Genomic DNA, 13,493 nt, shown 5'->3' with positions numbered 1-13,493 from the left:
TTCCTGAATAGCCTGCGGGCATGAACATTCCTGAGGGATACACCACCGTCACGCCGTGGATCATCGGGCCCGACACCGCGGGCCTCATCGACTACCTCACGGCCGCGTTCGACGCCGTCGAGCTGTCCCGGGTGACCGGCGACGAGGGGCGCATCGGGCACGCGGAGGTGCGGATCGGGGACGCCGTGGTGATGATGTTCGACTCGGCTCCCGGTTGGCCGCCCACGCCGGCCTTCCTGCGCCTGTACGTCCCCGACGCCGACGCCGACGCCATCTACCGCCGGGCCATCGAGGCGGGCGGGACGTCGGTGACGGAGATCACCCACCTGTTCTGGGGCGACCGGGTCGGGCGGGTGCGTGACCCGTTCGGCAACCTGTGGTGGATCCAGGCGCGCGTCGAGGAGCTCTCTCCCGAGGAGATGGAGCGCCGCATGACCGACCCCGTCTTCACGAAGGCGATGGAGTACGTCCAGGGCGCGGACTTCTTCCCTAGGCAGTGACAAGCCTCGCCAGCGAGACCAGGTCGGGGGCCGACAGGCGCGGGGCGCTCATCACGCTCGGGTACGGCGTGCCGCGCCGCTCCAGCCAGGCCCCCGACAGCCCGGCCCGCTGGGCCCCGTCGATGTCCCACGGGTGCACCGCGACCAGGACCGCCTGGTCAGGCCGGACCCCGGCCTGACCGGCCGCGTACTCGTAGGCCGCGCGGGCGGGCTTCCACGCGCGGGGGCCGCTCACGTCCAGCGTGGCCTCCACCAGGTCCGACAGCCCTTCGCGGCGCAGGATCCCCTCGGTCATGGCCGCCGCCCCGTTCGTCATGGTGAACAGGCGGATGCCGCCCTCGCGCAGCAGCCGCATGCCCTCGGGGACGTCGGGATGCACCCGCAGCTCGGCGAACCCCCTCAGCACGTGGCGCACCGCCTCGTCCCCGGCCCCCATCTCCCTGAGCACGTCGTCGGCGATCCGGCCGAACTCGGCGAAACCGCCCGCCGCCGTGAGCGCGAACCCGTCGCGCAGCACGCTCGCGAACCACGTCCCCATCTGCTCGCCGGACAGCCCCACCTCCTCGAACCTGCCCCGCATCGGCTCCATGTCGGTCAGCGTCTCGTTCACGTCGAAGATCACTACCTGCGGTTTCATGACCGGTCCCTTCTGAGAGAGTCGAGTGCGGCGGACGCGCCCCTGCGCAGGGCTGCCGGGTCCGCGCCGGCGCGCGAGCGGAGGTTCACCCCGTAGGCCAGCAGGGTCAGGGACTCCGCGGTCGCGTCGAGGTCGAGGCCGTCGGCGAGCTGCCCCTGGGCCCTGGCCGCCTCCAGGGCCGCGCGCATCGCCGTGCGGAGCCGGTCGTGGTGCTGGTCCAGCACCTGGCGCACGGCCGGGTCCGCGCCTTCGGCGTTGGCGTTGGTTGCCATGCAGCCCCAGCGCGCGTGCTCGCCCGCGCACCTGATCCGGATCAGGCGGTCGAAGAACGCCTCGACGGCGGGCAGGCCGCGCCCGTCGTCGGCCAGGGTCTGGAACATCGGCTGCGAGCGTTGCTCGACGTAGCGGCGCAGCGCCCGCACGTACAGGTCCTGCTTGCCGCCGTAGGTCGCGTACAGGCTGGAGCGGCTGAGGCCTGTCGCCGCGATCACCTCCGCGATGCCCGTGGCGGCGCCGCGCTGCCAGAACAGGCGCTCCACCTGCTCCAGCACCGCGTCGGGATCGAAATGCTTCACGTCCGGCATCGGCACCTCCGCGCTTATCTTGGAACGATTGGTCCAAGATAGCAAATCATTTGCGTTGGTCTCCGCGACCTTGCTACGTTCGCCCTCATGTCCAGCCCCGAGGCGTCAAGACGCTAGCCACCGGTCATCCGGTGGCTGTCTCGCGCTGACGCCGGGCTCTCCGCGAGCCGTGCGGATCTTCGTGATGCGGCCGATTCCCCAGCGGGGCAGGACCTTCCTCCGGCCTGCCCGCTTCCTTGTCGATCCTCGATACGGTCGCGGAGTTCTCTCATGCCTTTCGCTGTCTACCTGCTCGGACTGGCGGTTTTCGCCCAAGGGACGTCCGAGTTCATGCTGTCCGGGCTCATCCCGGGCATCGCGCGGGACCTGCAGGTGTCCATCCCCGCCGCGGGGCTGCTCACCTCGGCCTTCGCCGTCGGGATGGTGGTGGGGGCGCCGCTCATGGCGGTGCTCAGCCTGCGCTGGTCCCGGCGGTTCGCGCTGCTGGCCTTCCTGGTCACGTTCCTGGTCGTGCACGTGGTGGGCGCGCTCACCACCAGCTACGGCGTGCTGCTCGGCACGCGGGTGATCGCGGCGCTGGCCAACGCCGGGTTCCTGGCGGTGGCCATGGCGACCGCCGTCGCGCTCGCGCCTCCCGACGCCAAGGGGCGCGCCACCTCCGTGCTCCTCGGCGGCGTCACGATCGCCTGCGTCGCGGGCGTGCCGGGCGGCGCGCTGCTGGGCGAGGTGTGGGGGTGGCGCTCGGCGTTCTGGGCGGTGGCCGTCGCGCTGGTCCCGGCCATCGTCGCGGTGCTCAAGTCCGTGCCGTCCGGCGCCCCCGGCCCGGCCGGTCCGCGGGCCCGCGGGGAGCTGCGGGCGCTGCGCCGGCCACGGCTGCTGGTCTTCCTCGTGCTGGGCGGTCTGGTGAACGGCGGCACCTTCTGCACGTTCACCTACCTCGCACCCCTGCTCACCGGGGACACCGGGATCGGGTCCTCCTGGATGCCCCTGATGCTGGCCCTGTTCGGGCTGGGCTCGTTCGCCGGGGTGACCGTCAGCGGGCGGGTGGCCGACCGGCGGCCGATCCGCCTCCTGGTGATCTGCGGGCCGGCGCTGGCCGCCGGGTGGGCCCTCTTCGCGCTGACGGCCGGCGCGCCGGTGCCCGCGGTCGTGCTCGTCTTCGTCCAGGGGACGCTCTCGTTCGCCGTGGGCTCCACGCTGATCTCGCAGGTGCTGTACGCGGCCACCGGCGCCCCCACCCTGGCCGGAGGGTTCGCCACTGCGGCGCTCAACGTGGGCGCGACGCTCGGCCCGTGGCTGGGCGGCCTGACCATCGGGGCCGGGTTCGGGCTGCGCTCGCCACTGTGGGTGAGCGCCCTGCTGGTGGCCGCCGCCCTGGTCACCGCCGCCGTCGCCCACGCCGTCGGGCGGCCGTCGTCGGCGAAGTCGGTGGAGCGGGACCAGCCGGCTGAGGCACAGTGAGGGGAATGGAACCCGCTTCGCGCTTTCACCGAGAGGTCCGAGCATTCCAGGACGCCGCCCGGCAGGTGGCGGAGACCGGCGCCGCGCCGCCGGTGCCTTCCTGTCCCGGCTGGTCGGTCGCCGATCTGCTGATCCACCTGGGCTCCGTGCACTGGGGCGTGTTCAGCATCATCGACGACCGGCGGGACGGACCGCCGGACGGCTCCGACCTGTCCTTCGCCGGGCTGCCGCCGGACCTCACGGGGTGGCCCGATCCGCAGCACGCGCCCAACCTCGGGCCGATCCCGGACGGGGTGCTCGACTGGTTCGAGGAAGGGGCGGCCCGGCTGGCGGCGCTGTTCGGCGAGCGCGACGCCGGCGATCCGGCGTGGACGTGGTCGAAGGAGCAGACCGTCGGGTTCTGGGTGCGGGTGCAGACCATCGAGGCCGCCGTGCACCGCTGGGACGCCGAGAACGCCCTTGGCCTCCCGCGCCCGATCCACGAGGACGTGGCGGCCGACGCGGTCACGCAGACGTTCGAGGTCATGGTGCCCGCACGGCGGGAGTGGACGCAGGCGCCCGCCGGAGCGGGCGAGCGCTTCCGCTTCCGTCGCACGGATGGCGAGGGCGACTGGGCGGTCCACTTCGACGGCCCGGACGTGCGGCTGTCCTCCGGGGCGGACGGCGGCGATTTCGACGTCGAGCTGGCCGGGAGCGCGTCGGACCTCATGCTGTTCCTCTGGAACCGCATCCCGGCCGACGGCCTCGACGTGCGTGGCGACAAGAGCAGGCTCGACCGCTACTTCGTCCTGGCGCCTCCCGTATGACCCCTCCTACGAGCTTCGGGCGACGAGGCCCATCCCCAGGGCCAGCCCGTTGCGCGCCCACATGCCCAGGTGGGTCTTCGGCACCATCATGCGGACGTTCGGCCCGATCTGCTGCTTGCGCTTGACCAGCTCGCGGTGCCCCTCCTCGTACCGCCGGAAGGCGACCCGGTGGTCGGAGGTGCCCGCGAGCTCCTCGGCCAGCCGGTACGCCCCCACGACGGCCAGCTCCGCCCCGGCCCCCGACGCCGGGGAGGCGCAGTAGGCGGCGTCCCCCACGAGCGCCACCCGCCCCGACGACCACGAGGGCAGGCGCACCTGGCTCAGCGCGTCCAAGTAGAAGTCGGGGTCGGCGAGGGCCCCGTCGAGCAGTTCGCGCACCCGCCAGGACGTCTCGCCGCCGAACGCCTCCTTCAGCAGCGTCCTGTGCTGCTCGACGTCGCGATGGTCATAGGCCAGCGGCTCCGACCTGAAGATGAAGTACGCCTTCGCCTGGGCGTGGTTGCCCGACCGGTAGAGCCCCGCCATCTTGCCCGGAAGGTTGTACATCGTCACCCACCGGTCCTCCCCCAGCGCGGAGTCCGCGTTCGCGAACGCGAAGTAGTGCCCCATGTGCCGCAGGGCCCCCTCCTCGGGCCCGAAGGCCAGCCGCCGCACCGAAGAGTGCAGCCCGTCGGCCCCGACGACCAGGTCGAACCGCCGCGTCGCGCCTGACTCGAACGACACCGTCACGCCGCCGCCGTCCTCCTCCATCGACCGGACGGAGTCGCCGAAGACGTACTCCACCTCCGGCCCGGTCACCTCGTGCAGCAGCGCCACCAGGTCACCCCGCATGATCTCGATCTCGCCGTTCCTGCTCATGTTCACGCGGGCCACGGCCCGGTCCGCCGCGTCGACGAACTTGATGCCCCGCACGTCCGCCGCCGCGGCCCTGACCCGCGGCATGATCCCCATCCGCTCGGCCACCTCGGTCGCCTCGTCCCGCAGGTCCACCCCGTTGCCGCCCGTGCGCAGCCGCGGCGCCCGCTCGACCAGCGTGGCCCGCATCCCGTGCCGGGCCAGCCAGTACGCCAGCGTCTGCCCGGCGATGCTCGCCCCGACCACCAGAACCTCAGTCATGCCTCCGCCTCTCCTGACCGTTGGTCAGTTCAAGACTATAGGCTCCCGACCAACGGTCAGGCAAGGTCTAGAATCGGCGGCGTGACGGACGACACTCGCTCGCGGATCCTCCAGGTGGCGCAGGACCTGTTCGCCGCGCAGGGCTATCACGCCACCTCGATCCGCGAGATCGCGGAGCGGCTCGAGCTGACCAAGACGGCGGTCCTCTACCACTTCCCCAGCAAGAAGGAGATCATCGCGGCCCTGGCCGAGCCGCTGCTGGCCGACATGGAGGCGGCGATCGACGCGGCCAACCGCGCGCCGGGGAGCGACGAGCGACAGAAGCGGTGGGCGGTGATCGAGGGCCTGCTCGACGTCTGGCTGACGCACCGCGACCTGCTGAGGCTGCAGATGCGCGACCTCGCGCTGGCCGCGGAGGGATCGGTCTTCGACCGTTTTCGAGACGCCGCCTACCTGGCCCAGCACCTCATCGCCGGCCCGCTCGCCGACCACGTGGACCGCATCCGGGCGGCGCAGGCGTTCGGCATGCTCAGCGACCCCGTCGTGATGTTCGCCGACCTGCCGGCGGAGATGCTCCGCCCGGCCGTGCTGTCCGGGGTGGAACGCCTGCTGGAGGACCGTCCCGAGCCTCCGGCACAGGAGGCGCGCCGGCGCGGCAGGCCGGGGGCGATGACGCCGGAGGCCATCGAGCGGGCCAGGCGCATGCACGCCTCGGGCCGGCACACCGCCGCCGAGATCGCCCGAGCTCTCGGCGTCTCCCGCGCCACCCTCTACCGCCACCTGTCCGCATAATATTGAGACACTGTGTGAGACGTTTTCGAGACAGTGCCAGGGTGGCCGGCGGAGAAATCCTCCGCGCACGGGCGTTTAATTCGGTGGTGTCCGGACAGTCGGCGAAGCTACTGTTGCTGCAGGTCAGCGAGTGGGCACGCGGTTGTCAGCGCGCTGTCCCCTGCGGACCCGCGGCTCACCCGTACGGAATCGACCGACGGCGAGGCGATGGTCACCACTGGCGCCGTCCTAACGCCCCAGACGATCGCGAGCCGCGGGTCCCGCCCCCTCACCGCCCGGCGAAGCCGTCGAGCGCGGCGGACAACTCCTTGGAGAGCGTGCCGCTGCCGGTGTGCCCGGAGTCGTCCACGACGACCAGCTTGGCGTCCGGCCAGGCCTTCGCCAGCTCCCAGGCCGTCTCCAGCGGGCCGCCCAGATCGAGACGGCCGTGGATCAGCACGCCGGGGATCCCGGCCAGCCGCCCCGCCTCCCGCAGCAGCACTCCCTCCTCCAGCCAGGCGGCGTTGGAGAAGTAGTGGGAGCAGATCCGGACGAGCGCCATCACCGCCTCGGCCGGGCGGTCGCTGTAGGCGTTCGGCTTGCCGTTGGGCTCCATGGAGATCACCGCGTCCTCCCAGGTGACCCAGTCCTCGGCCGCCTTCGCGCGGACCTCGGGATCGGGGTCGGCCAGGAGCCGCGAGTACGCCGCCAGCAGCGCGAAGGTGTCACCGTCGCGGTCGGCCTCGGGGACGCCCTGCCTGAAGCGCTCCCACTCCTCCGGGAAGAACCGCCCGACGCCGCGGTAGAGCCAGTCGATCTCGGAGCGGCGCGTGGTCGTGACGGCCACGATGACCATCTCCGACACCCGCGCCGGATGGGCCTCGGCGTAGGCCAGCATCAGCGTCGAGCCCCACGAGCCGCCGTAGAGCAGCCACCTGTCGATGCCGAGGTGCTCGCGCAGCCGCTCCATGTCGGCGACGAGGTGGTGGGTCGTGTTGGTGCTCAGGTCGACGGACGGGTCACTGGCGTGCGGGCGGCTGCGGCCGCAGTTTCGCTGGTCGAACAGGACGATCCGGTAGCGCTCCGGGTCGAAGAGCCGGCGCACCCCCGTCTTGCACCCCGATCCGGGGCCGCCGTGGACGACGAGCGCGGGCTTCCCCTCCGGGTTGCCGCAGACCTCCCAGTAGACAAGGTTGCCGTCACCGGTGTCGAGCAGGCCGTGGTCGTACGGCTCGATGGGGGGATACATGGAACGATCGTATCGAGACGGCCGCGGTGGACCCGGTGGACCACCGCGGCCGTACCGTCAGGCGACCTTGGACGAGGGGGCCGACCAGGTGTTGCACGAGCCGGGGTCGCCGGCGGTGAAGCCGCGCTTGAGCCAGTGGCGCACCGCGGCCCGGCTGCCGAACTCACGCACCTCGGCGGGGTCCTCGCTCCACCGGAAATTGACGAGCGCGTTCCAGTCGCTCAGGTTCCTGCCCTCGATCGGCCAGACGCTCTTGATGAAGGCGGCGGCGAAGCATTCGTTCTGGAGACTCAGGCGGCGCTGCTGCTCATACAGCTCCGTCTTTTTGTCATAGGGCAATTTGTCGTAGGCCTTGGCGATACCGACCAATTTCTGCACATGGTAGCCGTACATGGAGGCCGCCGTCTCGAACAGCCAGAGGTCGTCGGGTTCGTCGAGCCAGTCCTTGCCGAGCTGGAAGACCAGTGTCTCGGTGCTGTCGCAGTACCAGGTCTGGGAATTCAGTTTCTCGATGTCATAGCCGCACCACTTCTTCGGAATCCGGTCCATGTGCCGCACCTTGACCGGCCTGTAGGTCAGGCCGGCGTTCGTGAGGTGCTGTTCCCAGGTGGTTTCCAGGCAGGCGATGACCGCGTCGAGGTAGGCGCGGGCCTGCTTGCGATTGTTCGGCTCGAGCGACGGCTCCGCACAGGTGGTCGTCGGCAGTGCGCCCGCCTTATAGAGCGGATTGGCGGTTAGTTGGGAGGATTTGACGGGGTATGCAGCTGCCTGGGCGGTAACGGTACCCGCTAAGGGCATCATGAGGGCGCCCGTAAGCGCCGCGAACATGAGAAGTTTCACGAGTCGTGAGAATAGGACCTCCCGGTAAAGAGGGCTAGATACAACTATGAAGTAATTCAACCACCACTAAGGGTAATGATCTCTGCGGATAACCGGATTACCATCCGCAGGGAGCACCATGTACAAGCACGCCATTGCCGCATTCGCCGCGACTTCCGGCCTGCTGCTGGCCGCCGGGCCGGCCGCCGCAGAAGAGGGGGCCGTGGACACGGTCCTGTGCGGCAACAACAACGTCGTCAGCTACAACGGGCAGTCGTCCTGGACCGAGGACTTCCAGGCCTTGGCCGAATCGGTCTTCAACGAGTCGCCGCTGGGGCCGCCGTGGTCCGGGCGCCCGAGCCCCGTCGACGGCCTGACCTGGGTCAACCGGACGACGACGTGCAGCCAGAGCATCCCCACGTACAAGGCCGGCGGCGTCGTCGGCCTGGTCGACGGGCTGCTCGGCCCCGCACCTGCGGCGCCGTGCACGACGACGACGAGCACGTCGTCCTCGTCGCTGCTGGCCGCCCTGGGACTCACGCAGGTCGTCGACTCGCTCTGGCTGGGCGCGGTGCCCTGCGCCACGACGAGCACCTGGTCCCCGACCAGCTGGTTCCCGACCTGGTCCCCGGCCACCGGGACCTGGACGTTCGAGTCGCCGGGCGATCTCACGGTGGAGCAGCCCGTGACGCTCCTGGACACCGCCGGGGTCTCGTCGCTGGTCAACCAGATCCTCGGCAACTGACGCGCCTCTGGCCTCATCGTCAGAGGGACGGGGCGAAGGGACTTCGACATGGACAGCGAGCACCCCGCACCGGCCCAACCGAAGACGGACGGCCTCGGCATCGCGTGAACCGAATGCGCCTGGCAGGAGGACAACATTTCCCTCTGCCGGGACATCGATGCCGAGCCGTCCCCCGTGGACGCGTTCCTGGGGGTTCACGATGCTGTACGCCGACACGGGCGGCGTACAGCGGGTGCCGCTGAAGCGGCCTGCGGTCAGCGGAATTCGTCCGCGTGGTCGGCGGCCCATCGCCCGAACGTACGCGCCGGCGCCCCCGTGATCTCCTCCACCGTCGAGGTGATCAGCTCCGACCGCGGCCGCGCCTCCGCGCTGGCCAGCAGGGCCTCCACCAGGGCAGGCGGCCTCCCGTCCGCGAGCATCTGCTCACGCGCGGCCTGTACGGCCACCTTCTCGAACCGCAGCGGGCGCCCGATGGCCTCCCCGATCGCGCGCACCTGCTCGGCCCGGCCCACCACCTGCGGCCCGGTCAGCACGTACGTCGCGCCGTCGTGCCCGTCGCCGGCCAGCACCCGTACCGCCACCTCCGCGACATCGCGCGGGTCGATCACCGCGGTGGCGGCGATCTCCGGCCCGCGTACGGCACCGGTGGCACGGATCTGCGCCGCCCATCCCCGGGTGTTGGAGGCGATGGTGTTCGACCGCAGGATGGTCCACCGCAGCCCGGACCTCTCGATCAGGCCCTCCATGTCGGCGTGCAGCTGGTTGATCGGGTCACCCTGCCGCTGCGCCCCGTCGTCCACCCCCGACGACGAGAGGTAGACGACCCGGCGGGCCCGGCTCTTGATCACCTCCAGAACGGCGGAGGCGCCGTCGGCGGTGAGGAAGGGCCAGACCAGGAACACCGTCTCCACACCCGACAGCGCCCGCTCCAGCGTGCCGGGCACGCCCAGGTCCCCCTCCACGGCCGCCACTCCCCCTGGAAGCCGCGCCACCCGCGCGTCCCTCACCAACGCCCGCACGGAACCACCGGCGGACACCAGCCCGGCCACCACCTGCCGGCCGACGTTCCCGGTCGCCCCGGTCACCAGAATCTCGGTCATGACCGGGTCAGCCCGGACGCGGACGGCGATATTCCGGCCGGCCCCGATCGGGTCGCCCTACGGCGGGATACCGTCGGACGGTGGATGAGCAGACGCTTCCGGCGGCCGGCATGACGATCAGCGTACGGACGCGCCGGGACGTGGTGATCGTGGATCCGGAGCGTTTCCTGGCCGCGGCCCGCGCCGCGTACCGCGACCTCTGTCCCGAGGCGGGCGAGGATGACGCCGCCGAGAACGTCCGCGACGTCTATGACGCCGTACACGTTCTGCTGGACCGGTTCGGGCAGCTCGCGGCGGACGCGCCGGAGACGTCGCTCGGCCGCGGCGGGCTGCGGCCGGGACGGCGCGTGCCGGACCGTCCGGACGGCCTGTCGCCGGCGGGCGAGCTCCAGCGGATCGTGCTCGAGGATCCGATGCCGTTGCAGGACTATGGTTGCTTCCTCCCCGAAGATCCCTTCGCCCTGCCACCCGGCTCCCAGCCCTGAGCAGGACCGGTGTCAGCGCCGGACGCGTGCCGCCCAGGCGATCGCGTACGCGACGGCCAGGAGCCCGAGGAGACGGGTGGTGTCGGCCATGCCGATGGCCGCGGTCATGGGCGCGACCGCGAGTGTCGACACGCCTTGGAACGCCGCCGAGAGGCTGAAGACCAGCACCATCACGCGTCCCCGGACATGGTCAGGCGTCGCCAGTTGCAGGCCGTTGAGGGCGAGGATCGCGCACGCGCCCACCCCGAGGTGGCCGACGAACGCCGCGGCCATTCCCGGGCCGAGTCCGGAGACGTGGGCGAGGACCAGGTATCCGAGGCCGAAGAGGGCCAGGGCCGCCGCCGCCACGTACAGCCGCCGACGTGTCGAGCCGCCGGCGAGCCGCCTGCCCGCGAAGGGGCCCAGCACGGCGCCGAGGCCCTGCGCCAGGTACAGGGCGCCGACTCCCGCGTCGCCGACGTGGAAGCGATCGAGGGCGTAGACGGGCAGGAGTCCGACCATTCCGTAGCAGAGACGCAGCCCCGCGGTCAGCCACAGCAGGGCCGCGGCCACGGGGGTGGTTCGCAGGAATTGCCAGAGTTCGGCGGTGTCAGCGCGTATCCGGATCCGGCGCGTCGACACGGCGCTGGAGAAGGGCCGCTCGATCCGCGCGACGAGCAGCGCGGAGACGATGAACGAGGCGCCGTCGAGGAGGAGCGTGGCCGAGGTTCCCCAGGCGGCGGCGACCAGGCCTCCCAGGCCGGCTCCGACGAGCAGGCCGGCCGAGTACAGGCTGCCGAGCACGGTCTGGGCCAGTGAGAGGTCTCGGCCGGTGACGAGGTTGGGCAGCGCAGCCTCGGGGATGGGACCGGCCACCGCGGCGAGCACCGACAGGACGGCCAGGCATCCCAGGGCCAGCGGTACCGAGCCGGTGTGGAAGGCGACCAGCAGCCCGCCCACCGGGACCACCGAGCCCAGGTCGCAGAGGATCCGAAGACGTCGCCGGTCGAAGCGGTCGGTGAGCGGGCCGATCAACGGGAACAGCAGCACTCCGGGAAGGGAGTTGATCGCGAACAGCAGCGCCGTCCACCCCGGCGAGCCGGTGCTGTGGTAGACGAAACCGCTCAATGCGACGAAGGCGAACCAGTCGCCGGTCAGGCTCAGCGCGCAGGCGCCGATGAGGCGTCGGAAATCGGCGTTGCCGCGCAGCAGTGTGAAGAGGTCGCCGGAAGATCGGCGCCATGCAGGGAACACTCGGTGACTCCAGCGGTGCGTCCTTCCGGAGAAGGACCGGGAAGGGATGACGTCGTCGGCGCATCCGCTGGTCAGGCACAAAGGTGCTGCATGGCAGCATGGTAGTGCCTGCTCCTGCCGCGGGGCCTCGCTTCTCGGGCTGAATGAAAGTTTCACCGGCGGTTGAGCCAGCGGTAAATCCCTGGCCAGCGGCGATGGTTTCGGGGTTGACGCGTTTGCAGTGGCGCATTGACGCCGGGGAAAGCGCTTTCCTACTGTGGCGACGTTTCGCCCGCGCCTCCGTACCCGACACCTTGGAGAACGATGATGCGCCTGAAAGCCATCCTCACGTGCGCCGGCCTGTTAGCCGGCGCGTTCGTCGCACTGTCACCGACCGCCGCACAGGCCGCGCCGACGCGGTACGAGGCGGAGACCTCGCCCGCGGTCTGCACCGGCACCATCGACAGCAACTGGTCCGGCTACTCCGGCAGCGGATTCTGCAACGGCAACAACGCCACCGGTGCCTCCGCCCAGTTCACCGTCAACGCCGGCGCGGCCGGGACGGCGACGCTGAGCGTGCGGTTCGCGAACGGGACCACGACCGCCCGCCCCGCCGACCTGATCGTCAACGGGTCGACGGTCCAGAACGTCTCGTACGAGGGCACCGGCGCGTGGGACACCTGGGTCAGCAAGACGCTCACCGTGTCGGTGCGGGCGGGCGGCAACACCATCCAGTTCAACCCGACCACCTCGAACGGCCTGGCCAACCTCGACTACATCGACGTCGACGCGGGCGGCACGACCCCGCCGACGGGCAGCACGCTCTACGTGGCGCCGAACGGCAGGGACGGCGCGACCGGGACCCAGGCGGACCCGACGACCCTCACCTCGGCGATCACCCGCATCACCGCCGGCGGGACGATCTACGCACGCGGCGGGACCTACAACTTCTCGCAGACGGTCACCATCGCGGCGGGCAACAACGGCACCTCGAGCGCCCGCAAGAAACTGTCGGCCTACCCGGGCGAGACCCCGATCCTGAACTTCTCGGCCCAGAGCGAGGACCCGGCCAACCGCGGACTCGCCGTGAACGGGTCGTACTGGCACATCTACGGCATCGTCGTCGAGCGCGCCGGTGACAACGGCATCTTCGTCGGCGGCAGCAACAACATCTTCGAGCGCACGGAGACGCGGTTCAACCGGGACACCGGGCTGCAGCTCTCGCGGATCGCCTCCGACACGCCCCGCGACCAGTGGCCGTCCAACAACCTCATCCTGAGCGCGTTGTCGCACGACAACGCCGACTCCGACGGCGAGGACGCCGACGGCTTCGCCGCGAAGCTCACCGTCGGCTCCGGCAACGTCTTCCGCTACTGCGTGTCCCGCAACAACATCGACGACGGCTGGGACCTCTACACGAAGACGGACACGGGAGCCATCGGCCCGGTGACCATCGAGGACTCCCTGTCGTACAACAACGGCACGCTCAGCGACGGCAGCCAGGCCGGCAACGGTGACCGCAACGGCTACAAGCTCGGCGGCGAGGACATCGCGGTCAACCACACCATCCGGCGCAGCATCGCGTACCGCAACGGCAAGCACGGCTTCACCTACAACCGGAATCCCGGCACGATGACGGTGTCGGACAACGTCAGCATCGACAACACCGAGCGCAACTACTCGTTCGACGCCGGCACCTCGGTGTTCCGCAACAACACCTCGTGCCGCAGCGGCAGCGGGACGAACGACCGGATCGTCGGCAACTCCGACAGTTCGAACCAGTTCTGGTCCGGCTCGAACGGGTCCCGGTGCTCGTCCTACAGCGGCGCCCTGCACTGGTCCTTCGCCTCGGACGGCCGCCTCGTCGTGACCTTCGGGTGACGCCGTGACAGAGGGGGCGAGTACGCCATCGTACTCGCCCCACTCCCGGTGTTCAGCGGAAAATAATGGAGCACGTGCTCTAGAATTGTGTATCGTGGGCATGCATCCCGTTCCTCCGACGACAGTG

At 70.7% G+C, this 13,493-nt stretch carries 14 protein-coding genes; 7 read left to right on the top strand and 7 right to left on the bottom strand.

Annotation, left to right across the window (positions count from 1 at the left end):
• Window positions 1–20 precede the first annotated feature (20 nt).
• The gene (locus tag ACIHFD_RS44505) at window positions 21–500 is read left to right on the top strand and encodes a VOC family protein (RefSeq protein ID WP_397372079.1); all 480 of its coding nucleotides are present in this window, start codon (window positions 21–23) and stop codon (window positions 498–500) included.
• On the opposite strand, the gene ACIHFD_RS44500 is transcribed toward ACIHFD_RS44505, so the two are convergent.
• Together ACIHFD_RS44500 and ACIHFD_RS44495 are read right to left on the bottom strand one after the other, a co-directional pair.
• Window positions 490–1,137 carry a haloacid dehalogenase type II gene (locus tag ACIHFD_RS44500; protein ID WP_350725897.1) on the bottom strand — a complete coding sequence of 216 codons (648 nt, stop codon included), beginning with the start codon at window positions 1,135–1,137 and terminating at the stop codon, window positions 490–492. The genes ACIHFD_RS44505 and ACIHFD_RS44500 overlap by 11 nt on opposite strands.
• Entirely contained in the window at window positions 1,134–1,721 is a 588-nt protein-coding gene (locus ACIHFD_RS44495) for a TetR/AcrR family transcriptional regulator (protein WP_397372078.1), read from the bottom strand. Before ACIHFD_RS44495 ends, ACIHFD_RS44500 begins: the two co-directional genes overlap by 4 nt.
• Window positions 1,722–1,991: 270 nt before the next feature.
• On the opposite strand from ACIHFD_RS44495, the gene ACIHFD_RS44490 reads away from it, so the two are divergent.
• Together ACIHFD_RS44490 and ACIHFD_RS44485 are read left to right on the top strand one after the other, a co-directional pair.
• Window positions 1,992–3,182 carry a Cmx/CmrA family chloramphenicol efflux MFS transporter gene (locus ACIHFD_RS44490; RefSeq protein ID WP_397372077.1) on the top strand — a complete coding sequence of 397 codons (1,191 nt, stop codon included), beginning with the start codon at window positions 1,992–1,994 and terminating at the stop codon, window positions 3,180–3,182.
• A 5-nt stretch (window positions 3,183–3,187) separates the two neighbouring features.
• Window positions 3,188–3,988 carry a maleylpyruvate isomerase family mycothiol-dependent enzyme gene (locus tag ACIHFD_RS44485; protein WP_397372076.1) on the top strand — a complete coding sequence of 267 codons (801 nt, stop codon included), beginning with the start codon at window positions 3,188–3,190 and terminating at the stop codon, window positions 3,986–3,988.
• A 6-nt stretch (window positions 3,989–3,994) separates the two neighbouring features.
• Here ACIHFD_RS44485 and ACIHFD_RS44480 read toward each other — a convergent pair whose 3' ends face one another.
• Window positions 3,995–5,104, bottom strand: a complete 1,110-nt coding sequence (locus tag ACIHFD_RS44480) for an FAD-dependent monooxygenase (RefSeq protein WP_397372075.1) — start codon at window positions 5,102–5,104, stop codon at window positions 3,995–3,997.
• 81 nt (window positions 5,105–5,185) lie between these two features.
• On the opposite strand from ACIHFD_RS44480, the gene ACIHFD_RS44475 reads away from it, so the two are divergent.
• Complete coding sequence (locus tag ACIHFD_RS44475; protein WP_363970587.1) at window positions 5,186–5,896, top strand: TetR family transcriptional regulator; 711 nt, start codon at window positions 5,186–5,188, stop codon at window positions 5,894–5,896.
• Between the two features lie 268 nt (window positions 5,897–6,164).
• Here the strand turns inward: ACIHFD_RS44475 and pip are convergent, their stop codons facing one another.
• Both pip and ACIHFD_RS44465 read right to left on the bottom strand, forming a co-directional pair.
• Window positions 6,165–7,124 (bottom strand): prolyl aminopeptidase, encoded by a 960-nt coding sequence (gene pip, locus ACIHFD_RS44470; RefSeq protein WP_397372074.1) that lies wholly within the window; start codon window positions 7,122–7,124, stop codon window positions 6,165–6,167.
• 57 nt (window positions 7,125–7,181) lie between these two features.
• A complete protein-coding gene (locus ACIHFD_RS44465; protein WP_397372073.1) occupies window positions 7,182–7,964 on the bottom strand; it encodes a neutral zinc metallopeptidase in 783 nt (260 codons plus the stop codon).
• Window positions 7,965–8,082: 118 nt separating this feature from the next.
• Between ACIHFD_RS44465 and ACIHFD_RS44460 the strand changes: the two genes are divergently transcribed.
• The gene (locus ACIHFD_RS44460; RefSeq protein WP_397372072.1) at window positions 8,083–8,688 is read left to right on the top strand and encodes a hypothetical protein; all 606 of its coding nucleotides are present in this window, start codon (window positions 8,083–8,085) and stop codon (window positions 8,686–8,688) included.
• A gap of 254 nt (window positions 8,689–8,942) precedes the next feature.
• On the opposite strand, the gene ACIHFD_RS44455 is transcribed toward ACIHFD_RS44460, so the two are convergent.
• Complete coding sequence (locus ACIHFD_RS44455) at window positions 8,943–9,788, bottom strand: NAD(P)H-binding protein (RefSeq protein ID WP_397372071.1); 846 nt, start codon at window positions 9,786–9,788, stop codon at window positions 8,943–8,945.
• Window positions 9,789–9,868: 80 nt separating this feature from the next.
• On the opposite strand from ACIHFD_RS44455, the gene ACIHFD_RS44450 reads away from it, so the two are divergent.
• A complete protein-coding gene (locus ACIHFD_RS44450; protein WP_350725915.1) occupies window positions 9,869–10,273 on the top strand; it encodes a hypothetical protein in 405 nt (134 codons plus the stop codon).
• A gap of 12 nt (window positions 10,274–10,285) precedes the next feature.
• Here the strand turns inward: ACIHFD_RS44450 and ACIHFD_RS44445 are convergent, their stop codons facing one another.
• Window positions 10,286–11,506: an MFS transporter gene (locus ACIHFD_RS44445; RefSeq protein ID WP_397372070.1), complete on the bottom strand. Its 1,221-nt coding sequence runs from the start codon at window positions 11,504–11,506 to the stop codon at window positions 10,286–10,288.
• 303 nt (window positions 11,507–11,809) lie between these two features.
• Between ACIHFD_RS44445 and ACIHFD_RS44440 the strand changes: the two genes are divergently transcribed.
• Window positions 11,810–13,366, top strand: coding sequence for a carbohydrate-binding protein (locus ACIHFD_RS44440; RefSeq protein ID WP_397372069.1), 1,557 nt, complete (start codon window positions 11,810–11,812; stop codon window positions 13,364–13,366).
• Window positions 13,367–13,493 lie beyond the last annotated feature (127 nt).

This window comes from Nonomuraea sp. NPDC051941, from assembly GCF_044593615.1.
The sequence above is the reverse complement of the archived record's forward strand: the minus strand, read 5'-3'. Positions and strand labels throughout refer to the sequence as shown.